General features: G+C 71.7%; 24 protein-coding genes and 2 pseudogenes. 4 read left to right on the top strand and 22 right to left on the bottom strand.

The features are described from left to right. Positions 1-45: 45 nt before the first annotated feature. From FB454_RS27490 to FB454_RS27510, 5 genes are all read right to left on the bottom strand, one after another. Positions 46-1,227, bottom strand: a complete 1,182-nt coding sequence (locus tag FB454_RS27490) for a DUF4314 domain-containing protein (RefSeq protein WP_013284983.1) — start codon at positions 1,225-1,227, stop codon at positions 46-48. Then, the gene (locus FB454_RS27495; RefSeq protein WP_013284984.1) at positions 1,224-1,895 is read right to left on the bottom strand and encodes a hypothetical protein; all 672 of its coding nucleotides are present in this window, start codon (positions 1,893-1,895) and stop codon (positions 1,224-1,226) included. Before FB454_RS27495 ends, FB454_RS27490 begins: the two co-directional genes overlap by 4 nt. 118 nt (positions 1,896-2,013) lie before the next feature. Further along, the gene (locus FB454_RS27500) at positions 2,014-3,084 is read right to left on the bottom strand and encodes a M23 family metallopeptidase (protein WP_013284985.1); all 1,071 of its coding nucleotides are present in this window, start codon (positions 3,082-3,084) and stop codon (positions 2,014-2,016) included. Between the two features lie 111 nt (positions 3,085-3,195). After that, positions 3,196-4,233: a hypothetical protein gene (locus FB454_RS27505; protein WP_013284986.1), complete on the bottom strand. Its 1,038-nt coding sequence runs from the start codon at positions 4,231-4,233 to the stop codon at positions 3,196-3,198. Positions 4,234-4,255: 22 nt separating this feature from the next. After that, positions 4,256-4,690 carry a hypothetical protein gene (locus tag FB454_RS27510; RefSeq protein WP_049794816.1) on the bottom strand — a complete coding sequence of 145 codons (435 nt, stop codon included), beginning with the start codon at positions 4,688-4,690 and terminating at the stop codon, positions 4,256-4,258. A 657-nt stretch (positions 4,691-5,347) separates the two neighbouring features. Between FB454_RS27510 and FB454_RS27515 the strand changes: the two genes are divergently transcribed. Together FB454_RS27515 and FB454_RS27520 are read left to right on the top strand one after the other, a co-directional pair. Next, positions 5,348-5,896 carry an aspartyl/asparaginyl beta-hydroxylase domain-containing protein gene (locus FB454_RS27515; protein ID WP_013284987.1) on the top strand — a complete coding sequence of 183 codons (549 nt, stop codon included), beginning with the start codon at positions 5,348-5,350 and terminating at the stop codon, positions 5,894-5,896. Positions 5,897-6,068: 172 nt separating this feature from the next. Further along, on the top strand, positions 6,069-6,587 hold the full coding sequence (locus FB454_RS27520) for a hypothetical protein (RefSeq protein ID WP_013284988.1): 519 nt from the start codon (positions 6,069-6,071) through the stop codon (positions 6,585-6,587). Between the two features lie 51 nt (positions 6,588-6,638). Here FB454_RS27520 and FB454_RS27525 read toward each other — a convergent pair whose 3' ends face one another. The 15 genes and pseudogenes from FB454_RS27525 to FB454_RS27600 form a co-directional block, all read right to left on the bottom strand. Continuing rightward, entirely contained in the window at positions 6,639-7,148 is a 510-nt protein-coding gene (locus FB454_RS27525; protein ID WP_114919799.1) for an immunity 21 family protein, read from the bottom strand. Between the two features lie 123 nt (positions 7,149-7,271). Then, complete coding sequence (locus FB454_RS27530) at positions 7,272-7,919, bottom strand: GGDEF domain-containing protein (protein WP_013284990.1); 648 nt, start codon at positions 7,917-7,919, stop codon at positions 7,272-7,274. 95 nt (positions 7,920-8,014) lie between these two features. Then, the gene (locus FB454_RS27535; protein ID WP_013284991.1) at positions 8,015-9,013 is read right to left on the bottom strand and encodes a hypothetical protein; all 999 of its coding nucleotides are present in this window, start codon (positions 9,011-9,013) and stop codon (positions 8,015-8,017) included. 177 nt (positions 9,014-9,190) lie between these two features. After that, positions 9,191-9,541, bottom strand: coding sequence for a histone-like nucleoid-structuring protein Lsr2 (locus FB454_RS27540; protein ID WP_013284992.1), 351 nt, complete (start codon positions 9,539-9,541; stop codon positions 9,191-9,193). A 32-nt stretch (positions 9,542-9,573) separates the two neighbouring features. Next, a pseudogene (locus FB454_RS27545) lies at positions 9,574-10,724 on the bottom strand (FAD-dependent monooxygenase). Positions 10,725-10,983: 259 nt separating this feature from the next. Further along, positions 10,984-11,301, bottom strand: coding sequence for a hypothetical protein (locus FB454_RS27550; protein ID WP_013284994.1), 318 nt, complete (start codon positions 11,299-11,301; stop codon positions 10,984-10,986). Next, complete coding sequence (locus FB454_RS27555) at positions 11,298-12,134, bottom strand: hypothetical protein (RefSeq protein WP_013284995.1); 837 nt, start codon at positions 12,132-12,134, stop codon at positions 11,298-11,300. The genes FB454_RS27550 and FB454_RS27555 overlap by 4 nt, the downstream gene beginning before the upstream one ends. Before the next feature lie 423 nt (positions 12,135-12,557). Beyond that, entirely contained in the window at positions 12,558-13,370 is an 813-nt protein-coding gene (locus FB454_RS27560; protein WP_013284996.1) for a hypothetical protein, read from the bottom strand. A 478-nt stretch (positions 13,371-13,848) separates the two neighbouring features. After that, on the bottom strand, positions 13,849-14,688 hold the full coding sequence (locus FB454_RS27565; RefSeq protein WP_013284997.1) for a replication-relaxation family protein: 840 nt from the start codon (positions 14,686-14,688) through the stop codon (positions 13,849-13,851). 374 nt (positions 14,689-15,062) lie between these two features. Further along, positions 15,063-17,573 carry a helicase HerA domain-containing protein gene (locus tag FB454_RS27570; protein WP_145823788.1) on the bottom strand — a complete coding sequence of 837 codons (2,511 nt, stop codon included), beginning with the start codon at positions 17,571-17,573 and terminating at the stop codon, positions 15,063-15,065. Continuing rightward, positions 17,570-19,393 carry a VirB4 family type IV secretion system protein gene (locus tag FB454_RS27575; protein WP_013284999.1) on the bottom strand — a complete coding sequence of 608 codons (1,824 nt, stop codon included), beginning with the start codon at positions 19,391-19,393 and terminating at the stop codon, positions 17,570-17,572. The genes FB454_RS27570 and FB454_RS27575 overlap by 4 nt, the downstream gene beginning before the upstream one ends. Next, positions 19,390-20,352: a PrgI family protein gene (locus tag FB454_RS27580; protein WP_013285000.1), complete on the bottom strand. Its 963-nt coding sequence runs from the start codon at positions 20,350-20,352 to the stop codon at positions 19,390-19,392. The genes FB454_RS27575 and FB454_RS27580 overlap by 4 nt, the downstream gene beginning before the upstream one ends. After that, complete coding sequence (locus FB454_RS27585) at positions 20,349-21,263, bottom strand: TrbL/VirB6 family protein (RefSeq protein WP_013285001.1); 915 nt, start codon at positions 21,261-21,263, stop codon at positions 20,349-20,351. Before FB454_RS27585 ends, FB454_RS27580 begins: the two co-directional genes overlap by 4 nt. 2 nt (positions 21,264-21,265) lie before the next feature. Further along, complete coding sequence (locus FB454_RS27590; RefSeq protein ID WP_013285002.1) at positions 21,266-21,658, bottom strand: pilin; 393 nt, start codon at positions 21,656-21,658, stop codon at positions 21,266-21,268. Between the two features lie 633 nt (positions 21,659-22,291). Next, positions 22,292-23,176, bottom strand: coding sequence for a hypothetical protein (locus FB454_RS27600; protein ID WP_013285003.1), 885 nt, complete (start codon positions 23,174-23,176; stop codon positions 22,292-22,294). Between the two features lie 836 nt (positions 23,177-24,012). On the opposite strand from FB454_RS27600, the gene FB454_RS27605 reads away from it, so the two are divergent. Together FB454_RS27605 and FB454_RS27610 are read left to right on the top strand one after the other, a co-directional pair. Continuing rightward, the gene (locus FB454_RS27605) at positions 24,013-24,939 is read left to right on the top strand and encodes a hypothetical protein (protein WP_114919801.1); all 927 of its coding nucleotides are present in this window, start codon (positions 24,013-24,015) and stop codon (positions 24,937-24,939) included. Further along, on the top strand, positions 24,923-25,924 hold the full coding sequence (locus tag FB454_RS27610; RefSeq protein WP_145823789.1) for a DNA methyltransferase: 1,002 nt from the start codon (positions 24,923-24,925) through the stop codon (positions 25,922-25,924). The genes FB454_RS27605 and FB454_RS27610 overlap by 17 nt, the downstream gene beginning before the upstream one ends. A 220-nt stretch (positions 25,925-26,144) precedes the next feature. Here FB454_RS27610 and FB454_RS27615 read toward each other — a convergent pair whose 3' ends face one another. After that, positions 26,145-26,687: an IS1096 element passenger TnpR family protein gene (locus FB454_RS27615; RefSeq protein WP_013285006.1), complete on the bottom strand. Its 543-nt coding sequence runs from the start codon at positions 26,685-26,687 to the stop codon at positions 26,145-26,147. Positions 26,688-26,848: 161 nt separating this feature from the next. Further along, positions 26,849-26,933: pseudogene (locus FB454_RS27620) on the bottom strand (IS5/IS1182 family transposase); the annotation flags it as partial.

Here is a 26,933-nt window from a genome sequence, read left to right on the forward strand (position 1 = left end):
CTGTCGGCCCACCCGTCGAGGTAGGGCATCGGTGGGTATGCCGGCCTATGCGTTGTCGGTGTCGGGCAGGTCGCCGACGATCCGGTCGCAGACGTACGGATCGACGGCCTCCCAGCACCAGCTGCGGCCCATCACCACGTACCGGCCATCACCGTCCGCGGTGATGCGATCGATGGCGTCCGGGTCGCCGGACAGGGCACGCTGGTCGGCGACGAGGACGTCGCCGTCGAAGGACAGACCGGCCAGCGCTTCGTCGACCTGCCGGTCCAGGTCGTCGGCCGGCACGCCCTGCTCGCGCAGGCTGTCGCGGTACCGGCCGCGGTGGCGCTGCTGGTCGGCGACGATCGCCTCCGCCACGTCGCGGGTGCAGGAGAACACCGCCCACCCGTTCCAGTAATCGATCAGTGTTCCGACGAACCCGACCTCGACCCGGTCGTCGCCGTCGGGCCCGGTGGTGCGCGCCCAGTCGCCGGCGAACACACCGACACCGCCGATCCGGACCCGGTCGGGGTGCAGGTGGGACACATCCGTGCCGGTGGGGCTGGCCGCGAGATGACACAGTTCCGCGACGCGGTCGGTGACGGCGGTGTCGTAGGCGTCGCGGTAGACGGCCATCGCCTCGTCGCGCTGCGGGATGCGCAGCCCGAACCAGCCCGCGCTGTCGCCGGTGGCGTCGGCGAACAGCTCCCACCCGGCGACGTCGACCGACTCTCCCACCGAGGAGAAGCGGGGCAGGGCGTCGAGGATGGCAGGATCGCCGTCGTGGATGCCGACCAGGATCCGGCGCGCGGCCAGGCGGCTGTCACCGCCGGTCCGGGCGCCGATGGTGTCCTGCGCCCACCATTCGGCGGCGGTGCGTCCGGCCTCGGCGCCGGCGGCGCGCATCCGTTGCAGCGCGGCGGCCCATCCGGTGGCCTCCGCAACCGGGTCACCGGTCGGCGGCGGCGGGGTGGTGGTGACCGGTGCGATGCGGTCGCCGGCGTCGAGGCACATCGCCAGCGTCGAGCCGCTGTCCCAGGTGACCTCCACGACGTTGTGCCGCTGGTCGTGGCGGCGGACAGTGCCGGTGTCGCCGGGCCGCAGCAGGGTGTACGGGTCGTCGGTGTGGACCAGGGCGACACGCTGCCCGGCCTCGTAGCTGGTCATGGCGGTCTCCGATCGGTCGACGGGGCCGGTGGAAGGGCCGCCGTCGTCGGTGGCCGCTGACGGCGGGCGGTCGGTGCTCATCGGGTCTCGCCCGCCGTATCGCCCGCCGTGGGTTTCTGCGGTGGCCAGGGCTTGCGGGTGACGTGATCGCCGAACATCGGGTCGCTGGCGACCGAGGAACCGCAGCGGGCGCAACTGGTGACGGTGTCGTAGCCGTAGCCGGCCATGGACGGCACCTCGACGTGGTCGATCTCGTCGACCGCGCCGCAGACGGTGCACACCGTCATCTCCGGACCGCCCCCGTCGTCGGCGGTCGCGGTGACGAACAGGTCCTCGACCGGGTCGAGGTGATGCGCGCTGTGCCGCAGCCAGCGGCCGTGGATCGTCGCCTCGTACACCACCAGCCGCCGCTGGTCGAGGTGCAGCAGATACAGCCACTCCAGGGCCCCGCCGACGTCCTCGCGCAGCGCGCCCCGCCGAACGGTGGCGTCCTGAGCGACGACCGGGTAGCCCAGGCCGGGCACGGGCGGCTGCCGGTCCCAGCGCCGGGGCTTGGGGTTGACGGCGAGGGACCACCAGTCGTGGGCCAGCAGCGCGGCGGCCATAGCGTTGGCGTTACGGCTGAATGTGTCGGTCCAGATCCGGCGCAGCAGCGGCACCAGAACCTCCGGACTCTCACCGAACTGGATCAAACGGGCGGTGTAGCTGCCGCGGAACGCGGCGACACCGATGAGCGTGGGTGTGCTCACGGCCTTGTCCTCCTCAAGGGATGTGCGGATGGGTGGGTTGCGGCGGTCGTCCCCAGGCGGGCCGACCGCCGGAGCTGGGGGTGGATCACGGAGCCGCCGCCGGCATCCGCGATCGGGACTACTGATTCAGGGGCGCGCCGACGGACGCCATGAAGGCGACCGGGTCGACGGCCGTGCCGGAGGTGTGATCACCGAGGTGCACCTCGAAGTGCAGGTGCGGTCCGGACGAGTGGCCCGAGCTGCCGGCGACGCCGATAACGTCACCGGCCGCGACCCGTTGACCCTCGGCGACGGAGGGGCGGGTGAGCATGTGGCAGTAGCGGGTGATCACCCCACCGGGGTGGTTGATGTCGACGTACCAGCCGCAGCCGCGGGTCAGAGCGGGATCGCCGTCGCGGTCACAGCCCCAGTCCCGGCCAGTGCGAACGTCAACGGCGTTGCACCGCACGACGGAGACGGTGCCGGCGGACGCGGCGTGAATCGGGGTGCCCTTGCCCACGATCAGGTCGACGCCGTCGTGCCCGGGACGGCCCGAGGTGCGGAAACCGGAGCCGACATCCCCCTGCACCGGCTGGGCCCAGCCCTGCGCGCTGACCGCCACGCCGCAGGCGGCCGGGCCGGCGCTGGCCCCGGTCAGGGCGGCGACGATCCTGGCGGCGTCGGGTTCCCACCTGGCGTAGGCGTCCGGGTAGGCCGACCGCTGCACCCGTTGGGCGGCCTCGGTCAGTGGCATCGCCTGCCAGCCGTCGACGGCCTGCAACTTCTGGTAGAACTTCGTCGTCGCGTACCGCGGGTCGTGCAGTTGCTCGGGGGTACCCCAGCCCTGGGAGGGGCGCTGTTGGAACAGGCCGACCGAGTCGCGGTCCCCACCACGGATGTTGATCAGGGAGGACTCCTGCATCGCGGTGGCCACGGCGATGACCCAGCCGCGGGGCGGGACGCCGAGGCCCATGCCGACGGTGGTGATGGTGGCGGCGTTGCCAACCTGCTCGGCGTTCCAGTCACCGATCGGACCGATCCCACCCAAAGCAGGGCTGCGCGCGGCCGACGAAGCGGTGGGCGTGACGCTGGTAGCCGGCCCGCACGCGCCCGCCCCGCCGCCGAAGATCAAGGTGGTGGCCAGCCCGGAGCACAGCAGCAGGACGCCGGTGACCGCGAGGGCGATCCCGGACAGCATGCGGGTGGTCATGACTGGACTCCTTCGAGGCAGGGCCGGCAGCGGGCCGGCGGGTCGCGAGGACGGTGAAGGCCACGCGGGCCTGTGGAGCGGCGGCGCGCGGCCTTCGGGCAGGTGCAGGAGTCAGCGGGCGAGGACGGCCACCTTCTCGCCGTGCAGCAAGGGCGCCCCGTCAGGGCCTTTGATGTGGGCGTTGATCCAGATGCGGTAGGGGTGGCCGTCGCGGTCGATGAGGCGTCGCCAGTGGCCGCGGACGACGAACCGCACCCGGTAGTGCCACTTGGGCTCGCCGTCGGGCGGTTCGGCGAGAGGGCTGGTGCGGCGCAGCATGACCACACGGGTGTCATGGCGGATGCTGGCCCGCACAGCACGGCGGCGCGCAGCGCGGTCCAAGGGGGCGGCGGCGACGGTCGCGAGGGGTTGGGCCTGGATACGCCAGAAGGCATAGGCGACAGCGGCGCAGGCCCGCATCGCGGTCGTGGTCTCGTCAATACAGAACCGGCCGTCGGGCGCCGGTTCCCAGTCGCGGTCGTCCCCGTCGAGGACCGGCAGGTCGGGGCGGGGGTCAACGGGCCGGCCGATGGGCATCTCGGTGAAGTCGGTCAGCACATAGGGGCCGAACTGGCGGGCGAGGTCGGGCCGGTCAGCGAGCTGCACACGACGGCGCACCGCCGCCGGGTCGTGCGCGTCGTGGTGGTCGGCCCAGCCGGCGATGGCCCAGAAGGACCGGCCGCTGCTGGTGTTGGTGGTGCGGGCCCAGGTGATCGCCCCGATCGAGGACACCTCACCGCTGACGCCGCGGTGGTAGATCGGTTCGGGAAGGAACAGCACCCCGCCGTCGTCGGGGGCGACGTCGGCGGGAAGCACCTCGCCGGTCAGGTCGAGGGCCGCCGCGGCGGCGGCGATGATCGCGGTCATCGCGGGGGCGATGACGTACGGCTCGCCGAATCGCCACGGGTTGGCGGTGATGGCACGGACCGCGGTGAGGACCTTCGCCATGCCCCCGGAACTGGGGCTGGGGTGGTCGGCGAGACGGCTGCCGAAGAACGCCTGCAGGTACTGCGCCGCGAGCGGACTGCGGTGATAGTCGACCATGCGGGCGCGCAGGTCCACGGCGGTGCGGGCGTAGCCGGCGAGTGTGTCGTTCGGTAGGAAGTTCACGGTTTGCCTCCAGGGTGCGTGCTCAGGCGGCCGACGCCGCCACTGGTGGGCGCCGGTCCAGCCGGGATTCCGGCGGCACCGCGCCCGGTACGAGTGCGGGCCGCATCACAGGTGTCGGCGGATGGGCCGGGGTGAACCAGCCGGTCAAGCGACGCGGCATGGCGGGAACCGCGGCGCGCCCGCGTGCGATCGCGGCCGGACCCGGCGAAGGCCGCGGGGCGACGGTGGCGGCGCGGCGGGCGCGTTGTTCGGCGCGCCGGGCGGTGCGCAGCGCCCAGCAAGGACCCTGCTGTCCGCGGCACTGCAGGTTCGTGCAGGCACCGTCGGGTCCCGGGTGGTGGGCGGCGGCGACGTCGACCGCGAGCGCCCACAGAAGCCTGTCGGTGACGTCCACCGGTAGCGCGGTGCGGTCGCTGGGACGCCGGCTGCGGTCCTCGGGGTGTGCGGGGTGTGCCATGGCGGATGGCCCTTCGGTCGACGGATCTCGGGCATGCACGGTCGCCGCCCGACACGCGCCAGGGCCCTGGGAAATGCTGACGTCCGGACGACAGACGACGACCAGCGCTGATCGACGCTCATCTCTTGATCGAGGTCAAGTCGTGCTGGACGGGGTGAGAGGTCACCGGCCCTCACAGCAGCGAGGGGTCACCGCCCACTTCCTCGACCTGCGCGACGCGGGCGACAAGCCGGGCCCGGTCGAGCAGCGCCCGCCACCGGTGGTCTGCGCGCAATCACGGCGCACGTGGGTGGGGTCGACGGTGGTGAGCAGCGGCCGGGAGACGGCTGGCCGTTGCTGTCGCCGAGCGGGTCGATGAAGGCGCGATGGATGCCGTCGTCGGGCGTCATCGGTGTTGGCGGTTGAGTTCCGGAGCACAACCGGATACGCCGGACGTGCAGCGGTCGAGGCGCGAAGCCTTGCCGGCGGTGGCGACGGCCGACCACCGGCCCAGGTTTGCTACTCGCTGGGAACCGGCCGCTGTGGGCCGGTGACCGGAACGTGCATGAACGTGCGGCTAGAGCTGTAAATGCTGTGAACAAGGGCCATTGCCACGACCGCCTACACGAGGCGGTGCCGCAGCCCACATCGCCCCTCGTTGGTGCATCATGCTGTCTCATGTTCGTGGATCAGCGGCGTTTTCCCTTCCTGGCCGATCTTCGGGCACAGTGGGAGGTCATCCGGGACGAGTGCCTTGCTCTGCCTCGGGAGACCTATCAGCCATGGGTGCAACGCGAGATGTACGGCCAGGGCTGGAGCGTGTACGGCCTCGTCGCCTTCGGGAAACGGATCGAGGAAGCGCTCGACGCGTGCCCGCACACCGCCTCCGCGTTGACGAAGGTCCCTCACCTGACGACCGCTGGGTTTTCTCGAATGGCTCCTGGTACCCACATCAAGCCCCACCAGGGATGGGTGACGACCGTCTACCGCGCCCACCTCGGGCTGGTCGTGCCAGAGGACTGCGCGCTGCGCGTGGGCGACGAGACCCGGCAATGGAGCGAGGGCGAGAGCCTCGTCTTCGACGACACCGTCACGCACGAGGCGTGGAACTACGGCTCCAGCGACCGCATCGTGCTTCTGTTCGACTTCGCCCGTCCCGGCTACGAGGACATGCCGCAAGACGAATTGCCGGCTTCGGTGGCAGGCTTCGTGCGGCGCGGCGGATGAGCGAGACAGGCCGGCCCAGCTCCGCGGCCCTGCTTCATCCTGCCGGTTCGAGGAACTCGACCGCATACCAGGCCACTGCAACACCTGAGGACGTCACGCTACGCGCAGCGCCCTACGCGGTAGACCCAGATGCCGTGTCGTTGGCTGCCCGGACCAGGACTACCTTGCCCCGATGACGTTCAACTTCGGGATCCCCGGCTACCAGCCAGACTGGCGCCACGGAATATCCGACATCGCCAGCCGTCACGCCCAGCGACTACGGGGCCTCGTGGGCCGCAGGCTGACGTCCACCTGGGTGGTCTGGGATGACGACGACGATTCGTGGTTCGCCGACTGCCCGATGGTGCTCGACTTCGATGAGGAACGCCTGGAGATCAACCATCAGAAGTTCGACGACATCTCGATCACCTGGTGCACGATCGACGTGACCCGGGCGCCGGTATGGCCGACATCGGATGGCTTTCGCCTGCGGTGGCGCGACGATGCTCCCGCGTCGTTGGCTGCTCGACACGGGCAGCGCCTGGCGGAGGTGGAGCTCCTGGAGTACGTCGGGGGCGACATGGCGGACGGCAGCGTGGCCCTGGGTCTGCGATTCGCCGATGACTGGCTGACGATTTACAACGCCCTGGACGAGAACGGGATCGAGGTCGGCGAGATCTCCCCGCAGTACCGCCGACACCGTCTGAGCTGAGCGCGACTCCGAAATCGACGGCAAGGTGGTCAGGGGCATAAGCGTGCGAGTTCATGACACGGGTTGAAGCTGAACGAGGACCATCCAGGTGTCACCATCGGCGCGATACGTCGCACGGACCCGGTATTCGCCCGGGCAGAGATCGATCACGAGGTGGTTGTCGGGCTCCAACTCCGCCCCCGGCCACGCCGAATCGAACATCACAACTGGCCCGTCCACCACCCAACGGACATTGTTATCTGCGTCCCAATCCACGCCATCACGTACCGCTCGGCGGGCAGCGCTCACCAGATCGTCTTCCTCGTACGCCGCTGCCCACCGCAGGAACAGCCGTTCCGAGGACAGGTACGTCGTCATTGCCGGCTCGTCGCCCAGAACAAGCGCCTGCCGCTGACCGATGGCGACCACGCCGACGTAACCGTCGATCGCGCACGCCCGGCCGTAGTCCCCCCAGCTCTCCACGGGTCCATCCGTGCTATCAGCGCCGCTCCACAGTGACAGCGCCGATTGCGGGGCGACGAGCAGCGGCCCGCCAGCCGACGAAACCCACGTGTACTGCAATGACCTACCTCCCGTCGTGATCTTGCCAGGCAACGTCGATACACGAGTGCCCGCCGAGACGCGGCAGAACGCTGTCCTCGCGCACGTCGTCGGCGGGCGACCCCCTTCGGTGTCCGTTAGCGGTTAGCGGCGACGCAGGTCCCGCGGGCGGGAACCCGGCGGGGGACCGGTGCGGCTGTTGATGGCGGTGGCGCCATGGACTCCGGCACCGGATTGTTTGGCCTGATACATCGCGGTGTCGGCCTGGTGCAGCAGGGCCCGCGGGCTGACGCCGAGGGCGGCGCTGGTATGCCCGACGCTGGCGCGCAGAGTCAGCGTGTGCGCGCCGAGGTCGACGGAATGGCGGCCGACCGCCCGCCAGGCGGCGCGCGCGGCGGCGGCAACGTCGTCGGGGCCGCCGTCGACCAGCAGGGCGAACTCATCGCCGGACAGGCGCGCGGCGAGGCGCACCGGCCCTCGCAGGGCGGCCAGCCGCCGGCCGACCTCGGTGAGGACCTCGTTGCCGGCCTCGTGGCCGAAGGTGTCGTTGACGGCTTTGAAGCCGTCGAGGTCGAGCAGGACGAGCCCGAACGGGGCATCGGCGCGTGTGGCGCGGGTGAGGGCGGCGAGCAGGGCCCGCCGATTCGGTAGGCCGGTGGTGTCGTCGTGGCCGGCGGCGTAGCGGGCGCGGGCCAGCGCCTGCTGCTGGCGCCACAGCAGCGCTGCGGCGAGGGCGAGACCGGCGAGGACTCCACCGGCGGCGGTGACGATCGAGGTCAGGATGGGAGACACTTCGGACGCTCCTTTCTATGGAAGGAGCACCGGAGGCGGGCGTGGTTCCGGGAAGTTCGACGCCCGCCCCCGGGCTACCGGCAGGGCGGGATCGTTCAGACGGTCGGGTCGGCGAGGGCGAACGTGGCGGGTTTCTCGGCGACCAGGACCGCTCGCCCGGTTCCGACGAGCTTCACGGCGGCGTTGTGGACCGCGCCCGCGCTGGCCTTCTTCGCGCCGGTTCCCTCGTTGGCCCGGTCGACCAGCCTGCACAGCTCACTGACCTTGTACTGCCGGCCGGGGTTGGCCTCGAGGACGTCGAGAATCGCGCCGCGCAGGGAGCCCGACGCCCGCCGGGTAGGGGTTTGTGCCGCCTCGCCCGTCGTTTGCGTGGTCGGCGGTGCGGCCGGTGCTTCCGTGAAGGGTTCACCCGTGGTGCTGTCGGTGGCCGTGCCAGCAGGCAGACCATCCGGTGTGGCCGGTTCGGCGTCCGCATCGTTCGCTGCGGACGTCGCTCCGATGGCCTGGCCGATGCTGTCGGCCGCGATTGACACCTCGAGCTCGGCAGTCGAGCGGGCGTTGTCGTCGCCGTGCTCGGTGTCGGTGCCCTCGGCCTCAGCGGCCGCCTCGGCTACCGCGTCGGCATCACCAGGAGCCGGCGATGCCGATTCCTGGAGGGCGTTCGGCTGCCCGCCGGCGGCAACCTCAACGGCTGGCCGATCGTCGCCGTCTTTGTCGTCAGCCTCCCCAGTGCCCTGCCTGTCGCCGCCGATCGGACCGTGACCGGCGGAGGTACCGGGTGTGTCGGTGTCGCGGGTAGCGGGCTCCGCTGCGGGCTCACCGTGTCCGCCCTGTTCGGTATGCGCGCGGCCGGCGTCGGTCAGCCGCCACAGGGTGGGTCCGGTGTCGCTTCGAGTGGGCTCGGCCAGTCCCGCGCTTGCCAGGGTGCGCAGTTTCGGGGTGGTGGTGGAGTAGCCGAGGCCGGCGTCGGTGGCGATGGCAGCGGCGGTGGCCTCGCCGAGCCGGTGCAGCGCGGCGAGGACCTTCTCGACGCTGGGTGCCAGTGGCGCTGGTGCGGCCGTGTCGGTGGTCGTGCTGGTGGGGGTGCTGGTCATGGGCGCGTGGCCCCCTTTCTCCTGCCCTCGGCAGGGGTTGGTGAGTGAGGCGTGCACTGATGCACGCTTCGGATCGGGTTTTGATCAAGTCGTCTGCCCGGGATGCGGGACTCTGCGAGGCGCGTCCAGGTGTGCCGCCCGGTGATCGCCCGCCGGACGGCACGGTAGGGACCGGGGTCAGTGGGCGGCGTGGTAGGCGTCGCGCACCGCGGCGGGGATGACGCCGCCGGTTCGTGGCTGGGGCAGGTTCAGCTCCTGCCAGTTCACGGTCCACCACCAGGTGCGGATCTCCTGGCTCTGGGTGCGGCCGGTCGCGGTGTCGTCCTGCCGCCGTGGTGGCCGGGGCTGTTTCGGCAGGCGCCGTCCGGCCGTGATGAACGGGCCGAACGCCGCGGCCATCCGGTCGAAGTTGCCGGCGGACAGGTCGATCTCGTAGGTGACGCCGTTGAAGGCGAACTGGTAGGTGGCGACGTCGTCGGTGGAGCCGTCGAGGTCGTCGATGAGGATCGCGGTGGTCTTGGTGGCCACGAGGGCCACCTCCTTTCCTCTCGGGTGGGTTACTAGGCGGGCTGGTGGGTGCCGAGGCCGAGCTGGTGGCCGATGACGGGCCCGCGGTGCACAGCGGCGACGGCGGCGGGCAGGTGTCGGCGTTGCCAGCCGTGCAGGGCGGCGGTGAGGTCAGCTCGGTACTTGCGGTGCTGAGTGAGGGCGGCAGCGAGGCCGGCAGCTTGTTCGATGCCGTTGTTGGCGCCGCGCGCGGTGTGCGGGCGGACGGGGGCGAGGGCGTCGCCGAGCAGAACGGCGTGACCGGCGCCGACGGGCCAGACCATGCGCTGCGGTGGGGTGATGTCGAGGACCGGTACCGCCATCCGGGTGGTGGTGGCGTGCACGACGGCGGCGTGGTCGGCCGGGAGGAGCAGGTCGGCGTGGGTGTCGACGTGGGCGCGGGCGGCGGGGCTGACGTGCCGGGGCAGGGCAAAGACCCGGCGGGTGGGGTCGGCGCCGAACCGCTGCGCGTACTCGGCGCGGGTGCAGTCGAGGTAGAAGGTCCAGTCGCAGCCGCCGGGTACCGGGGCGAGGTTGAACTGCACGCCCGGGCAGGGCTGCAACCGCAGGAAATCCCGCAGCCCGGGCTCGGGGGCGATGTCGGCGATGCCGCGGTGAGCGACGTAGCCCGCGTACCGCAGGGCCCGCTCGGGATCCAGCAGCCGGCGGCCGGTGGAGGACCGGCCGTCGGCGAACACGACCAGGTCGGCGGCCGCGGTGTGGCCGTCGCGGAACCGCAGCACCGGCCGACCGGCCTGCTCGGCCAGGGCGGTGACCGTCATACCGGTGTGCAGGACACCGGCGGGCAGGCGGCGGATCAGCGCCTGGTGCAGCAGCGTCCAGGTGGTGTTCCGCCCCGGATAGGTACGCCGGATCGTCTCGGCCGGCTGGCGGTCGCGGACGGTCATTTGAACGATGGCCTCGGAGTCTGGGCCACGAACTCGTGCTGGCCGATGTCGAGGCGGTCGAGCACGTCGAGGGCGGGGTGTTCCAGGCCGATGAGGCCGCCGCCCAGCGGCGCGGACGCCGGCGCGGCCTCGAAGACGGTGACGTCGTCGAATCCGGCGTGCAGCAACAGCAGCGCGGTGACCGGGCCGGTGATACTGCCGCCAATGACGGCGATGCTGGGCTGGCGGCCGGAGGACGGCCTGGTGGCGGATCTCATGAGAGGGGTTCCCTTCTGGAGGGCGGGAAACCCGGGCACGGCCGTGCCCGGGTGTGCGCGAGTGCGCGGGTCGCCGGGCATCGGCCAGGTGGTGCCAGTGAGAAGGCGGGTCAGCGACGGTGGACCGCGGACCCAGGTCGGCCGCCTTGATGCGGCGGGCGGATGGAGGTTCGGAAGGCGCGGTGCCGGACGGCGTCCGCTGGTGCGCGAGGTGCGACCGGGCCGGCAGGGCGGCGCGGGAAGGTGTGGTCTCGGCGGGTTAGCGGCCGGGCGTGGTGAACGGAGGCGGCACGGGAAGGATCCGCCGGGCCCGCTGCAGCACCTCGTCGGCGACCGTGATCAGCGGTGTCGCGTCCGGGGGCGTGGACGGGGTCGTGCGGTGCCAGCCACTACCGGGGCTGCTCGCGATGATCGTCCAGGTGAACAGCGGGGTGAGGACCTCAGCGACCGCCGTGCTCTGCGTGGCGTAGCTATCGCGGCAGACCCGAACCCGCAGGACGTACCCGTCGATGTGGTGCACCCGGGTCAGCTCGTAGGTGCCGTGGCCGCGCTGGTGGAACACCTCGTCAACGATCACCGCGACCGGCCCTCCGGGTCGGTGGCGCGGGTCGTCGCCTCGGACGCGACACGGATCCAGGGCCACTGGTAGGCGCCGATGGCGTAGCAGCGGTTGGCATCCGGGACGATGCGGTCGTGCTCGACCCAGCGGCTGCCCAGGCCGTCGTCGTCCTCCCACTCGACGGTGACCTCGTCGCCGTCGAACCGCAGCCGGGGATGCTCGCCGGGCATGTCACCGGGGTAGAGGGCGTCGAGGTGGGCGGCCATGCGCTGCACCGCGAACCGAGGGAAGCGGCACAGCACCCCGGCGCGGGAGAGGGTGGTGTAGCCGGTGGCGACCATGGCGCGGTAGGCGCCGCCGCCGACCACGTCGCAGGTCACCGTCGCCGGAGTCCAGGTGGCAAGCGGCGGGCTGATGTCGCCGCGGCTGCGGAAGACGCGGTAGCGGACGTCGCTCGCCGGGTCCGGGTGCAGCCCGAACCAGCGCATCCCGTGGCGGCGGGCGCAGCGGAGCAGGTCGAGCAGGTCCCGCCGGCCGTCGAGGTGTTCGGTGTGCAGGGGCAGGAATCCGTGTCCGTCGTCAGTAGGGATCGGGTTGCCGGTGGCGCCGGTGGCGGTGTGGGTCCAGGTTTCGGCGCGGACGCGGTGGTCGGCGCCGTCGGCGTCGTACCAGCGGGGGACGCCGTTGGAGGACAACCAGTCACCGTCGATGTCGTGGGACCAGATGAGCGCGGCCTGGTCCGGGACGCCGGCCCGGTACTGCTGCCGGGTCCTACGGTGCGCGCCGGTGGAGGCGGCGTGTTCGGCGAGCGGCAGGACGTCGTCGACGCGGAACCACAGTCGATCGGACATGGCGGGAAACCTCCTGATGTGTGGAAGAGGGAAAGGTCGGCCGCTTCGCTGGCCAGGCTTGCGAGGCGCCCCAGCCCGGGGCGCCGGGCGGTGCCCGCACGGGGCCGGCAGCGAGTCCACGCCACGCTGCTCCGGCCCGCGGGTACGACGACGCGTGGCCCGCAGAAGCGGGTCGGTCGTGGTCCCAGGCGGGCGTGGTTCAGGTGGCAATGGACGTGGCGTAGGGGCAGTGGCTGCATTGGTCGTGGCGGGGTGTGCGTCGCAGGGCTCGAAAAGCCTCAGGGGCGCGGCGGTAGAGCTTGCGTCTGCTGCCAGGAGCCGGCGCGGCGCGGGTGGAGTTGCGTGGAGCCGGTCGGGTCGCCGCCGATCCCCAGGGAAGAAGGGGATGGGCGGTGGTGCCCGACCGGTTCCGGTGCCGTGGTGCTACAGGGCGACGGCGAGCAGCCGCTGGTCGGTCTCGACGGTGTCGAGGTACCGCATCGCCTGCTCGAGGTAGGTCACCCGGTGAGTCAGGGCGTCGCTCGCGGGTGCGAGCTTGTGCCCGTCCGGCGTGAGCAGGGCGTCGCCGCACACGGCGGTGGTGGCGCTGTAGTGCTGGTAGGCCATCGGGCCTGCCTGGAACATCTCCAGCTCACCTGGGCCGAGGCGGGCGGCGCCGTAGCTGGCCGCGTTGTGCATCCGCATCGCGTTGACGCGGGGTTGCTGGTGGAAGTCCGCCTCGGCCCGCTCGCGCGGGTAGCGGGCGGGGTCCGCCAGGTGACGGGCCAGCAGGGTCGGCCACGGGGTGGCCGGCCGGGTGCCGTGCACGACCTGCTGCCACAGTTGATGGCGAATGCCGGCGCCGACGCCAGCGGCGTGGCGCATGGCGGCGAGGTCGAGCAGCTTGACCGGTCCGCCGGCGCAGTACACCGGACGTCCCTTGCGAGGTGCGACCAGGTCGCGCCGCTGCCACAGCCACATGTCCGGGATGGCCCAGAAGCGGGGCTGCAGGGTGCCGGACACGCCGAAGTGCCGGTCGAGCTGGGTGGCGGTCAGGGCCTGCGACGGCAGTCCGTCGGGCAGGCAGACGATCATGGTGTTGATCGTCGCGGTCTGCGCGACCACCGGGCTGGTGGGCGCCGTGGTGCTGGCGGTGGTGGCCGCAGGGGTGAGCTTGGGGCCCGGGCGGGGCGTCACCGTCGGCACGCGGGTGCCGAAGCGGCTCAGCGGAGTCGCGGCACCGTTGGTTGCGGTCATCTGGGGTTCCTCCTTCGGTAGGGCGCGTTGTCGGGCGCGCGGAAGCGGCCGGCCCACCGGGTACATGGGTCGACTCACGGGACGAACAGGGATGGGTGCAGCAGAGGGCTGCTGGTGGAGCGGGATGGTGCGGGTTCGTGCTGGTGGTGCTGTGCGACCTGAGGGTCGCCGCGCGGCGCGGGCGCCGACCGGCCGACAAGGGCGGGTGGGCGGAGCGCACCGTGAGGTGCGGCGGTGGTTCCCGAGGTGGGACCGGACCGGGTGGAGCGATATATGGGTGAAGGTGGTGCCGATGAAGGTAGCGGCCGGATCTGTCAGCGCCGGCCGCCGTCATGATCGTCAGTAGTGCCGTCGACCTGCACTGTCAGACGACCGCTCGATTACGCGGGCGAGGGACGGCGGGACTGTGAGATCCGGTCGGTCTCACAGCCGCCCACGACGGTGGACGGCTGCTCTGCGCGTGCGGTGAAGGTGAATGTCAGGGCTCCGGGTCGGGGCCGCTGGGGTCGGTGTCGGGGAAGCGGTGCGGGTTGGTGGCCGGGTTGTCCGGGCCGTGGTCGCAGGGCAGTTCGTGCAGCCAGCGGCGCGGCCCGGGGTCGGTGGTCAGCGTCCAGGCAGGCCCGGCGGGGTGCTCGCCGTGAAGGCCGGTGGCCACGGGCATGGCGGTGGGCACCCCGGCGAGGGCGTCGAGGAGGTGCTGCTCGCGGCGGCGGCCGGGGACGCGCAGCAGCACCGGGTAGCGGGGCCCGTAGCGGGCGAGCTGCTCGTAGGCGCGCAGCTTGCGCAGCACGGTACCGAGGGGTTCGGTGCCATTGTCGTGTTCGAGGAAGAACCCGACGGTGCGCCCTCCGGCGTGCCAGATGCCGTGTCCGTCGGGCTGGACACCGGTGCCGCTGCCGGCGGCGTAGGACGCGGCGGCGAAGGCGGCGGTGGTGTGCTGTTCGGACCACCACCGCGCCAGCCGGGCGTTTTCGTCGGTGCGGGCGTAGCCGAGCAGGTCGATGAACAGCTGGTTGGTGCCGAGCAGGTGGGGCAGGCGGCGGCTGCCGATGATGCGTTCGGTGCGGTCGATGCTGGTCCGGGGAGCGCGGACGCCGGCGTGGTTCGGGTCGTTGAACTGGGTGGGGTGGACCACGGTGCCGAGCGGTCCGAGGGTGTAGAGGTACTGGCCGCTGCCGGTGGTGACGTCGGCGAACCGGCTGACCGCCTCCATCTGGTGCAACTGGGCGAGTCGGAGCCGGGCCGAGCGACGCGATGGGAACAGCGCCGTAGTGATCTGGTCGGTGGACAGCACGTAGTGCTCGGCGAGCCACCGCAACAGCTGATGATCACGGGCGGTCAACCGACGAAGCCGGTCAAGACGAGCAAGACGAGACGACGACCGGGACCCAGACGAAGAGGCGGAGGAAGAGGCAGAAGCCGAGCGGGAGACGGAGTTGTTGGTGGACACGGTGGATGCTCCAAGCGGAAGAGGAGTCCCTCCGAGGGAGGGTGTCTGAGTTCGGTGAGATGGTCACCGGAGGCTGGACACGGCCGGTGAGCGGCACTGACAGACCCGGACGGCCGGATCTGTCAGTGCGGTGTGATGATCGGTGGTGAAGGGCTGGTGAAGCCCGCACGGAAGGGGCGACCGGGACTCGGTCGACCTCGGTCGACAGATCTGTCGATCTCGCGTCAACCGTCCTGCGGCGTTCAGGTGTTCGCCTTCGGAGCGCTCTTGCCACGGGACCGGCGGTTGTCGTCAGGTCGGGCCGAGAACCGGTCGACGAGGTCGTCGATCGCGCTGGTGTCCTGCGCCGGCACCGCCTCCGCTGCGGCCTGCCGGATCACCGTCGCCTCACCCACGACCGGCTTCGGCGGCCGGGTCTTGAGGGTGAACGCCGGCGTCTGCCGCCCACCGACGACGAGGCGCCCGGCGGCGGTGTAGGCGTCCAGGTGCGTCAGGTCGTGCTCATCGAGCTCGGGCAGCGTGTGCCGGGCGAGCACGCGGGCGTCCTCCGGGGCGACGGAGAAGTACAGCTTGTTGCGGGCGTTCGCCGACGCGGCTGCCAGTAGGTCCTTCGGGAACTGGGCCAGGTCCTGGTGCGCGAGGACCATCGACAGCCGGTACTTCCGCGCTTCCGCCAACATCGAGTCGAGACTGTTGGCGAGGGTCAGGAAGTTCTGACACTCGTCGATGATCAGCGTGGCGTCCCGGCGTCGGTCGGCGGGCACGCTGGCGCGGGCGGTGGCGGCCTGCCACACCTGGGCCAGCACGAGGGAGCCGAGCAGCTTGCTGGTGTCCTCGCCGAGCTGGCCTTTCGGGATTCTGACGAGGAGCGCACCGCCGTCGAGGACCTTGCCCATGTCGAAGCTGGACCGGGGGTAGCGCATGGTGCGCTTGACGAAGTCCCGCAGCAGGAACGCCCGCAACCTCGCGAGGACGGGACCGATGACCTGGGAGCGCAGGGCCGGGTTGAGCTGGTCGTACCACTGCCAGAACCCGGACAGGCCGGCCGGGTCGTCCAGGCCGACGGTCATCGCGCTTCTGAACTGCGCGGAGTTGAGCAGGGGCGGAATGTGCTGGAGGGTGACGTTGGCGTGCCGCAGCAGGGTCAGGCAGGCCACCCGCATGACGTCGTCCATCCGCGGCCCCCACGCCTTGGCGAAGATGTTCCCGAAGATCGACACGAGGTTGTCCACGACCAGGTCAGGGTCGTCGCCGGACAGCGGGTTGAGGGTGGGCGGGTTGGGCTGGTCGGGGTCGAACAGCACCACCCGCCCGGCGACGCTGGCGGGGAGCCGGTCGAGGATGTCGAGGACCATGTCGCCGTGCGGGTCGATGACCACGGTGCCCCGGCCGGCTCTGATGTCCTCGACGGCCATGTTGACCAGCAGGGTCGTCTTCCCGGAGCCCGTCGACCCGACCACATGCAGGTGATACCTCGCATCCGCCACGGACAGGGCCACCGCGTGGCCACCGACTTCGGCGTCACCCAGAACCTTCGTGGCTCGGCCGCCGGTCGGTACCGCCACCGGGGCGGGCATGGACTTCGCCCGCGCCCGATCCAGCCCCGGCACGGCCAGATCCCGCGGCAGCGCGGCCAGGACGGCCAGCTCGGGGGTGGAGGCCAGGAACCCTGATCCGAGCCGCCGGGTGGCCAGCACGGCCACCGGCTGCGCCATCCGCGCCCGGTGCGCGATCCGGTTGCGGCCGGCGTACACGGCGAACGACGAGGCGACCGCGTCCGCGATACCGCGTAGCCTGGCCTGCGGCCGGGACCCACCACGGTGGTTGTTCTTCGCGACGGCGTAGCGGATACCGATCGTCCACAGCGGCTGGGCGGTCTTGTCGAGGATCGCCCGCACGTCCCGCTCCACACCGGGATCCCGGCGGCCGGCCGGCTGGCCGCCGCTGCGGGTGGTGGTGCGGCCGGGAAGAAACGCCTCGATCAGCCACAGCAGCGGCGCGGCGGGATCGATGGCCGGTACGGCCGTTTTGCCGTCGCGGAGCCGGCCGGCGGCGCGGCGGGCGCGTGCGGCGCGGCGGGGGGCGGCGGGGCGGGCGAGGATCTGCACGCAGGCGTACTCGTCCGATTTGAGCTGCGACCCGGTGGACATCAGCGCCCGCAGCGGGTCGTTGTCGTGGTCGGTGTTGATCGGTAGCCACTCCGCGGCGGTCGGGAGCAGGTGGCCGCCGACGGCGGCCGGCATGTCGAGTGGGATCGGCCACGGGGCCTGGTCGTCGGTGGTGCAGGCGGCGCCGGGCCAGGCGGCCCGCACGGCGGCCTCGACCGCCCCGGCCGGCACTGTGCCGGGCACCCAGATCGAGATGAGGAGCTGCCGGCCGGTCCAGGTGTACTGCCACACCACGTGCGGACTGCCGTACAGCAGCCGGCGCGGGCGCGACGGGGTGAGCGTGCCGTGCAGGTTCGCCCACAGCGCGGCGGCGCTGTGCGGGTCGACCTCCGGTGGTGGAGCGACCGTGACCAGGCGGGCCCGGTCAGCGTGGCGACGATGCCGCCACCCGTCGAGCAGGTGGCGCCCGGCGACGGACGCGACCAGCAGGGCGGCGGCGACTGCCAGGAGCCACGGCCGGTCTACCACCCATTCGGCGGTGTGCAGAACCCAGCGCGCGGGCGCGTTCGGCGGGAGGATGACACCGGCGTCCGGCCCGGAAGGACTGGGTGCCGGCGGCGGCGATGCGACAAGGGGCGGTGTCACAGGTCCTCCTCCCCGTCGTCGAGGTCGGCGAGGTCGGACGGTGTGGTGGTTGCGAGAAGATGTTCGGCTTGCGAGGAGATCGACTCGAACGCGGTCCGGTTTGTGCCGGAGATCAGCAGGCCGTGCCCGACCCGGGCCGACAGCAGCATCCGTCGTTCTCCGGCGGTCAGGCCGAAGGCGTCGGCGACCTGGTCGATGGCCTGCGGGGCCTGCTTGAGCAGCACCTGCGTGGCCGCATTCGCGACGACGGCGTGGCCGAGGTCGGTGCCGAGCACGTCGGCGACGTCCTGGGTGATGACCGACAGGCCGGCGTTGCGCTTGCGGCCGGCCTTGCTCATCTTGAACAGGAACCGGGCGCCTTCCCCGTCGCGCATCAGCAGCCACGCCTCATCCACCACAACCAGCCGCCGCGCCTGCGGCGAGGAGGTGGTGCGGTACTGCCGGGGGAGGTCGACCTGCCGCCAGATCTCGTCCAGCGCGAGCAGGGTGCCGACGGTGCGCAGTTCGTCCGGCAGGTGCCGCAGGCTCCAGACCACGAGGTGCCCGTCCGGGCGGGTCGTGGTCGGTGAGTCGAACAGGTCGGAGAACGACCCGGCCACCCACGGCGCCAGCCGGGCGGCGAGTTCGTGGGCGGCGCCGTTGTCGTCGGCCCGCAATGTCGCGGCCAGATCCTTCAGCAGGGGAGCGGGCCGGTGGTGGGTGGCCGGGTCGGCGGTGATGCCCGCCTGCCGGTACACCTGCAGGATCGCCCGGTCCAGGGCGGCGCGCTCGGCGGGCGGCGGTACCTGCCCCAACAGGACGCTGATCAGCGTGTGGAGGAACAGGCCGCGGCGGGTGAGCACGTCCGGGCGGCCGTCTCCGGCCGGCAGATCCAGGGGGTTGATCTTCACGCCGGGTGCGCCGAGCCGCACGATGGTGCCGCCGACCGCGTCGGCCAACCGGAGGTATTCGTCCTCGGGGTCGACGACGGCGACGTGGACCCCCTGGTACAGGTTGCGCAGCACGTCGAGTTTGACGAAGTAGGACTTGCCGGCGCCGGAGCGGGCGAGGATCACGCTGTTGTGGTTCTCCTGCGCCCACCGGTCCCACCAGACGATGCCCTGGGAGTCCGGGTTGACCCCGTACAGCACCCCGCCGGTGGTGGCCGGGTCGCCGGGCAGCGGCGCGGGCAGGTCCGCCGACGCGAGCGGGAACGCGGCGGCCAGGGCTTGGGTGTCCATGGTGCGGCGCATCTGCAGGCTGTCGGTCGCAAGCGGCAGGGTGGTGGTCCAGCCGGGCAGGTGCCGCCACGTCGCGGGCTGCACCTCGATCAGGGTGGACGCGGCCGCGGCCTTCACCTGCGCGCACGCGTCGAGGAGCTCGGCCTCGGTGCGGGCGTGCACAGTCAGGTACAGGCCGACGCGGAACAGCTTCGCCGCCCCGCGGGCGAGGCGTTCGGCGAGGTCGGCGGCGTCGTCGGCGGCGGCCTCCACGGACGGGTCGGCCAACTTCCCTTTCTCGGCATCGGCCCGCCGGGACGACTCGAACCGGGCGCGTTGGTTGCGCAGCCGGGACGCCGCTACCGGGGCGGGGATCGGGTCGATGTGCAACGCGAGGTCGAGGCGGCCTGGCCAGGACAGCAGCGGCTCCAGCCACGCCGGCCCGACCTCGGCCGGATACCCGGTCACCACCAGCGTGGCGGCGTAGCCGTCCCCGACTCGCAGGAACCGGGGCGTGACCTCCACCGAAGCCGGTGCCACCGCCGCCGCCAGTCCTGCGGACGGCGGGCTGGCGCTGGGGTTGTCGTCGTGCGAGGCGCGTCGGCGCCTGACGAAGATCACGATGTCCTCCTGGTGCGTGGCCTCCTGACCGGAGGTCCGGTGATGGTGGTGTGGGGGGCGGCGAGTCCGCCGGGGCGGGGCGGCCGGTACGGGTCGGCGGCCGCGGCCAGGGCGGCGGTCGTCGCGTGGCCGTCGAGGGCGCGGGTGGTGACGCCCAGCCCGGACAGCGACCGGACCGTCTGGTCGGCGCGGCGCCGGGCGGCGTGCTCGCTGCGCTCGCCGCTGGTGGTGCGGGTGACGATGAGGACCTGCCGGCGCAGTGGGTCCCGCCGTTCGGCGAGGTCGTCGAGGAATCGGGCGTGGTCGGCCGCCGCGTCCGCGAGAGCCGGGTGCGGCATGGCGTCCGCCGCCTGGGCGAGGGTGCGGGCGGCGGAGTGCAGGTCGACCGGCTGCGCCGACACCACGATCTGCGTCGGCGTCGACAGCGAGTTCAACCAGCGGCCGAAGGTGCCGACCAGGGCGGCCTGCTCGTCGGCGGTACGCAACGCGAGGTTGACGCTGGTCGCCGCGACCATCGCCGCCTTCACACCGCCGAGGCTGATCTCCCCGTGGTCGTCGATGGCGTCGGCGGGCAGGTTCAGCGGGGCCGGCAGCATTACCTTCGACGCCGGGGCCTGCACCCAGTCGGGTGTTTTCGCGGTGGTGTCGGTGGTGGACAGAGCGCGTGGTGCCCGGGAGTGGCGGACCGCGGCGGTCAGCCACATGTCCATGGGCAGTCCGTCGCGGCGGCCGACCGCGAGGCCGAACACCAGGCCGCCGAGGACGACAGCGGCGCCGAGTAGCACCGGTGCGGGCACGATCGCGTGGAGGGCGCGCCAGGCGCCGTAGAAGATGACGGCGGCGACGGCGAGGATCGCGAGTTGCCGGAATGTCAGCCCGTAGAGCACCTTGTCCGGCGCGTCCACGTCGGCGGGCATGCGGGCGGTGACGGCCTGTTCGTCGCGGCGGTCGCGGTTCATCGCCGCACCGCCCCCAGGCCGGGGACGCGCAGCCCGCGGGTGAGTTGCTGGACCACGACGACCCGCACGACCGCGCCGACCGGGTTGCCGCCACGCCCGCCTGTGCCGCTCGTGGCGTAGCGGCGCATCAACCCCGGCACCTTGACCGTGGTCCACAGCAAAACCATCACGACGAACAGGTTGAGCACTCCGCCCGGTTCGACCGGCAGGCCCAGCAGCGGCAGCATGGCGCTGGTGTCCAGCAGCATCCACTGGCCGGCGAACAGCACGAACGCCTGCACCACCGGGATCGCCAGCATGGCGACGTACGACCGCCACCACAGGCGGGCCACACCCTCTGTTTGCGGCAGGGCGTGGCACGCGAGGGCGATCGGCGCGACCGCGGTGAGCACCAGCGCGACCGCGAAGCGGACGATCACACTGCAGGCCGTGGCGGCGAGCAGGACAACGATGATCGCCAGGCAGACGACGAACAGCAGACCGGCGCTCTGCTCCCGTGCGGCCATCAGGTGGGTCTTGACGGCGTCGAGGGCCCCGTCACCGTTGAAGTCTTGCGCGGTCAGGGCGGTGGTGAACGCGTTCGCGAACTCGATCAGCGTGCCGGCGATCAGCTGCGAGAAGTGGGCGGTGACGAACCCGACCACGCACCGCGGCAGGAGATCCTTGACGGTGTAGCGGGCGCGTTCGTCACCGCCGGCGACCATGGTGAGAACGCCAGCGGTGACGAACGCCAGGACGAAGACGGTGTCGACGATCCAGACCGACCGTCCGGTGAGGGCCTGCACCTGCGGCAGCGCGGTGACGTCCGGGGTGATCAGCAGCGCGCGGGTGATCGCGGTGATGAGCCCGTTCAGGCAGTCCAGCAGCAGACCGGCGAACCAGTCGAGGATCTGGTTGAGCGCCCAGGCCATCGTCAGCCTCCGACGATTCCCTGAACGACCCTCAGCAGGACGGGCGCGAGCACGGCCAGGCCGTAGCCGATCAGCGCGTTCTTCAACGCGCCCTTGGCCTTGTCGACCTGGACGGGGTCGCCGCCGGCGGTGGCCCAGTACACACCGGCCAGGACCAGGAACAGGGTGGCGACGGCGGCCAGGATGCCCATCACCCAGGCCTGCAGGTTGGCGATGACGGTGGGCAGGTCGTTGACGGCCAGGATGACCGGCTCACCGGCGTCGCCGTAGGCGACGGCGGGCACGGCCAGCATCCCGAGGGCAGCCGCGGCGGGCGCGGCGACCCGGGCGACGCGGCGAAGCGTGGACAGCGCGATGGTCAGAGCACGAGAACGTGCCCACAACGTGGGGAACATGGGTGGCTGCACCTCCCGCACCGGCTCATGGCCGGCGCGAATAGTCGAAGCGGCGGTCGGGGAGCCGCCGCCGGGCGCGGGAGACACATGCCGGACAGGGGAGCGCGGTGAACCTCGGGAGGAGCTCGTCCTCCCGTTCGGGTCAGCGGCGATCGATGAGGTGTCAGCGCATCAACGTGGCGCGGCACCCGAGGCACCCGGTCCCGTGTCAGCCCTATGTCCCGGCCCGACGGCGGGCGAAACCAACCTCCGCGTCACGTCGTGCTGGCGCCGGAGGAGTTCCGCACCCTCAAACCGGCGTTTGTGAGCCGTGGCGAACACCTGCCTGTCCCACAGCGCTCCGACACGACCTCACAAACCTCTAGCGGCCCTGGCCAGCACGCCTTTCCGACGCTGGTGACGGAGCCGCCCACAGCGTCGGCGCCGGAACCTCACAGCAGCCTCCTCGACATCCCCTGGACGCCGCTGTGGGAGTCCCGACAGCCCCCGCCCACGGGCACGGCGGTTCGCCGCCGTACCAGGGGATGGATGGGGAACCGGTCGCCGATGCGGCACGGCAGGCTCGCCGCACACGGTCGCGGGCCCGACCAGATGGTCGGGCCCGCGTGGGGGCGCTCTACGGGGGATGGCACCTCAGGCGGCTGCCAGCGTCACCCGCGCCGCGGCCGGTCGCGGACCAGCACCGCGGGCGGCCCGAATGTGTTGTCGTCGCTCGGCCGCCGCGGCGAGGTCCTCCTGCACCCGCGATGAGAGCACCTCGGTAAGGAACCCGGCGGCGAGCGCTTCGGCGATGCGCACGTCGATGCGTTCGACGCGCCGCCGCAGCGTGTCGACCTCCACGCCGAGCCGTGCGGCGATGGGTTCGATGGCCCGCCGGCCCAGCCGCAGGTCGATGTAGGGCTGCTCATCGCACTCATCGACGATGCCCACCTCGACGGCGCGGCGTACGAGGAGGTCCGGATGCCCGTAGGGCCGCTTCGGAGTACGCGGGCCGGTGACGTGCTCGAGGTCGTCCACCGGCACGGCCTCGGCGCCAGCACGCTGCCGCAGTTCATGGCCGGCCCGCCACGCGGCCATGCACAACGCCGCGTACGGCGCCGGGCGGGCCAGGTCAACCCGGTCGCGCAGCGCGGTCAGGAAACCGGTGAGGATCTCGGCGTCCAGGTCGTGGGCGTCGCCGGCCCAGCCGGTATGCAGCTGGCCGGCGTAGCGGCGCAGCGCTGGCATCGCCAGGGCGACCGCGGCGATGACCCAGGCCGGCCCGTCGAGGCGGGCGCGGCGGATCAGCTCCCGCCACACCACGTCCCGCACCGAGTAGGCGCGGGGATGCCTTAGCAGCCACTGCCGCAACGCCGGCAGCGCGATGACACCCCTGGGTAGACCGGTGTCATCACCGAGCTGCCCGACAAGCGAATCGAGGTCCAGGGACAACGGGTCGGGGTCGCAGGTCAGGTCGGCGAACGCGGTGTCCACGGCGTCCAGAGGCGAGTCGGGCCAGCCGGTGGCGGAGGAGGTCATGTCCGGAACTCCCATGTCAGAGACGAATGTCGATGACGGGCCGAAGCGGCAGCCGGCACGCCTGACCGCCATTGCGCCACCCCGGCCTCACGGACCTCTGACAACGCAGGCTGGCCGACATGGACACCGGGTCGACGCCATCAGTCGCCTCTCGCGACACCACCGCTCACTGACGATCGACGTCGACGTCCACCGTTCTGATACGCCACGCTGACCTGCGCGCTGACACGACCAGAGACGGACGGACATGCTCCGCAGCCGCGGCCGGATGAGAGGACGCGCCACCGCGGCGCTGGCCCGACGACGCCTCCCAGCCCGTCTCACAGTGCCTGACAGCGAACAGTGACAGACCGCGATCGGCTGGACGCCCCGCCGCCTGTCGGCGTCCACGGGGCGTGGGGTGCGCCGGCGTGCCGGCTGACAGCGTCCGTCCGCCGGGCCGTGACGGTCTGACGAGCCGCCGTCCGAATGACAGCTTCGGAGCCGGTGCCCTCGGTGGCGCCGCTGCTGTCCGGGGAAGTCGGACAGCGGTCTGACAATGCCGGCCAGCACTCCGTGTCATTGGCGTACGCCGCTGGTGTGGCCGAGGTGGCCGTGACACTGGGCGGCTGACAGAACTGGGTCGATCGTCGGCTCTGGCAGCCTCCCGATATTGATCCGACCCATGGAGTCGGCGCCCGCGTGAACATCCCGGAGCCCCAGGACAGCTAAGCGGACGGGAACCGGCTGTCAGAGATTCGTGAGATGACCGTGAGAGGGGCAGGTGTTCGCCACAGCTGACAAACACCGGTTTGAGGGTGTCAGCGCACCACGGCGCGGCGCGGAGCCGACACCACATGAGCGAGCACACGCCGCAGCACCACAATCCGCATCCCGATCCCACCGTCGACACCGGCCCGCTGGCCGAGGTCGACCCGACACCGACCGACCTGGTCGCCGGCGACCCGCCGGTACCGCTCACCGTCTGGCGCACCGCCCGCACCCCGGGCGACGCCAGCCGCAGCATCGGCACCCGACTGGCCGGCCGCCTCATCGCCGCCTACAGCCGCCCCGGCGAGGCGGTCGTCGACATCACCGGCGACCACGCCCTCACCCAGGCCTGCGCTGCCGGGGCACGCCGTCACCGCCCCGCGTGGTTCACCGACACGTCCAGCCTGATCATCGGCCCAGCCACCGTAGCCCCGTCCGCCGGCACCACCGGCGACGCGGAACCGGGGGAACAGGACGACCTGCCCGAGATGGGCGCCTGGTTCGGTGACGATCTCACCGACCCGCAACTGCACCCACCGACCGACACGGCGGCCGACCCGCCACCCGGCGGCTCCCTGCAGCAGGCGACCAGTCTCGTGGTCGCCTGCTGGCCCCTGCACGAGCACGCCGCCGCCAACCGGGTCCGGCTGGCGTGGCTGCTGACCGCCTGCGCCGCACTGCTGCAACCGGGCGGCTGCCTGATCCTCGTCGTCACCGTCCCGGCCGGCACCACCACCGGCCCGGAAGACTTCTCCGGCGTGGTCCAGGCCGCCGCCGGCGTTGGACTGGGCTACCTGCAGCACCTCGTCGCCGTCACCGCCGACACCGACGGCGACGCGTTCGTCTACCACGTCACCGACGAGGAACTACTCACCCTCACCACCACCGACCAGCGGTGGCAGATGGCGCACCTGCGAGTCCATGCGGACCTGATGGTCTTCAGCCAGGCCCAGAGCCAGCGCGACGCCCCGCGTCGACGGGGCGGGCGCGAGGGCGGTGGTGGCCGTGGCTAAGCACCGCGCAGACACCGTCGGCGACCCCGACGAGCAGAGCACACCGACTGCCCCCTTCACCATCGACCCGATCGGAGGTCATCGGGCTGCTGCCGGCCCGGAGGGCCTGTCGGTGTGGGCGACCGCGCAGGCCACCGGACCGGTCCAGCGCCGAGGACGGTACGTCCGTGAGTCGGTGCAGCACCCGGCGCGGATGCTTCCCGCGATCGCCGCGCACGCCGTCACCGCCTACACCCAGCCGGGGGACTTGGTGCTGGACCCGATGTGTGGGATCGGCACTACCCTGGTCGAGGCGATCCATTCCGGCCGCGACGCGATCGGCGTGGAGTACGAGTCCCGCTGGTCCGACATCGCCGACGCCAACATCAAGCACGCCCACACTCAGGGTGCGACCGGCCGGGCCGGCGTCATCCGTGGCGACGCCACCCGCATCCTGTCGCTCGTACCCGGGGCCCTGACCGGGCAGGTCGCCCTCGTGGTGACCTCTCCGCCGTATGGGCCGACCGTGCACGGCCTGGTGCGGCCCGGCGCCGACGGGGTGGCGAAGTTCGACAACGCCTACAACGACGGCACCGACAAGGGCAACCTCGCCTACCGCGACCTCACCGGGCTCGCCGACGGGTTCGCGCAGATCCTCGCCGGCTGCCACACTCTCCTACGCCCCGGTGGGGTCGTCGTGGTGACCGCTCGGCCGTGGCGCAAGCACGGCGAACTGGTCGACCTGCCGTCGGCCGTCATCGGCGCCGGCATCCGGGCCGGTCTCACCCCCGTCGACCGGTGCGTGGCGCTGCTCGCCGCCGTCCGCGACGGCGGTCTCGTGGCCCGGCCGTCGTTCTTCCAACTCCAGGCCGTCCGTAAGGCGCGGGCCGCCGGCACCCCCATGCACCTGATCGCGCACGAGGATGTCCTCGTGTTCATCAAGAGCCAGAGTTCCGGAAGTTCCCGCGAACCCAAGTGTTCTCACGGGGAACCCAAGGCGCGGTAGCGGGCTGCCTCATTCCTGTGCTGCCGCCCCGTGCGGCGCTGGGCGGGTCGGTCCGCCGCCCGTGGTCGAGACGTCACGGTGGGTGGGCTGACTCGTTTCCGTGCTGTCGCCCTGGGGGCTGACGAGGGTCTTGTCATGTCGTCCGCCGCCGTGTCGATCTGCCGGCGTGACGTAGTTGAAGCTTGGTCCCTATCTCCCGATTGAGGCACGTCCGCCGGGTTTAGCCGCGGCGCCGCGGTCCCCACCAGGGCAGGATCGGAGGAAGATCACGCAGCGGGTTCTTGGGAGGCTTGGGCATCGGCGATTCGTCATCGTCGCCGTCCCACCGTCGACCGTACTGATCGGGCAGGTTCCCCCAGCCCCAGTACGGCGTCGGCTCCGTCGGGACGAAGCCGAGCTGTTCCAGCGGATCGATCCGCTGTTCATCGACCGTGCACAGGTGCGCCCAGTCGTCACCCATGTCGAAGACGTAAGCGAGCTGTTCACCTGGGGTGAGCCGGCTCAGCTTGGTCTTGTCGCTGTCGACAGCACCGTCCGGGGCCTCTTCCCGGACCTGGAACGAGCAGACCGGTGTCTCGTCGGCAAGGGTGAACAGGCGCAGGTGTGCCAGGTCCCATCGGCCGAAAGCGTCATCGATCGCCGCGCCGAACTGCTCAAACGTATGCGTCCGCGCCGCCGCGAAGATCCGCCCTGGGCGAGGCCAGAAGTCCTCGCCACGGCCGGACACCAACTCAACCCGGATCGACAACCACGTCCGCGCCACCGCACCGCCTCCGTCACCAGCTGCGCAAAGAACGCTACCGGCGGCACCTCCCTCGGAGGCCGCCGGGGGCCAGAAGCCCAAGCTTGACATTGGAGCGACAAGACATCTCCAAGGCCGGCAGACGCGCCGCCATTAGCGGTGTCCATAGCAATGAGCCTTTTTCATCCTGCGTAGCGGTTGGCTTCGACGTGGTGCAGAACGAGGATGGCCTGCACGATCGTGGTCGCCCGCCGTGGGCAGCAGCGC

The organism is Micromonospora sp. CNZ297, from assembly GCF_007827625.1.

Excerpts from the sequence above, each read along its gene's own strand:
- FB454_RS27520 (WP_013284988.1), top strand. The coding sequence starts at position 6,069 with ATGACGTTCAACTTCGGGATCCCCGGCTACCAGCCAGACTGGCGCCAC.
- FB454_RS27500 (WP_013284985.1), bottom strand. The coding sequence starts at position 3,084 with ATGACCACCCGCATGCTGTCCGGGATCGCCCTCGCGGTCACCGGCGTC.
- FB454_RS27510 (WP_049794816.1), bottom strand. The coding sequence starts at position 4,690 with ATGGCACACCCCGCACACCCCGAGGACCGCAGCCGGCGTCCCAGCGAC.
- FB454_RS27490 (WP_013284983.1), bottom strand. The coding sequence starts at position 1,227 with ATGAGCACCGACCGCCCGCCGTCAGCGGCCACCGACGACGGCGGCCCT.
- FB454_RS27560 (WP_013284996.1), bottom strand. The coding sequence starts at position 13,370 with ATGACCGCAACCAACGGTGCCGCGACTCCGCTGAGCCGCTTCGGCACC.
- FB454_RS27515 (WP_013284987.1), top strand. The coding sequence starts at position 5,348 with ATGTTCGTGGATCAGCGGCGTTTTCCCTTCCTGGCCGATCTTCGGGCA.
- FB454_RS27535 (WP_013284991.1), bottom strand. The coding sequence starts at position 9,013 with ATGACCAGCACCCCCACCAGCACGACCACCGACACGGCCGCACCAGCG.
- FB454_RS27580 (WP_013285000.1), bottom strand. The coding sequence starts at position 20,352 with ATGAACCGCGACCGCCGCGACGAACAGGCCGTCACCGCCCGCATGCCC.
- FB454_RS27585 (WP_013285001.1), bottom strand. The coding sequence starts at position 21,263 with ATGGCCTGGGCGCTCAACCAGATCCTCGACTGGTTCGCCGGTCTGCTG.
- FB454_RS27605 (WP_114919801.1), top strand. The coding sequence starts at position 24,013 with ATGAGCGAGCACACGCCGCAGCACCACAATCCGCATCCCGATCCCACC.
- FB454_RS27555 (WP_013284995.1), bottom strand. The coding sequence starts at position 12,134 with ATGTCCGATCGACTGTGGTTCCGCGTCGACGACGTCCTGCCGCTCGCC.
- FB454_RS27600 (WP_013285003.1), bottom strand. The coding sequence starts at position 23,176 with ATGACCTCCTCCGCCACCGGCTGGCCCGACTCGCCTCTGGACGCCGTG.
- FB454_RS27590 (WP_013285002.1), bottom strand. The coding sequence starts at position 21,658 with ATGTTCCCCACGTTGTGGGCACGTTCTCGTGCTCTGACCATCGCGCTG.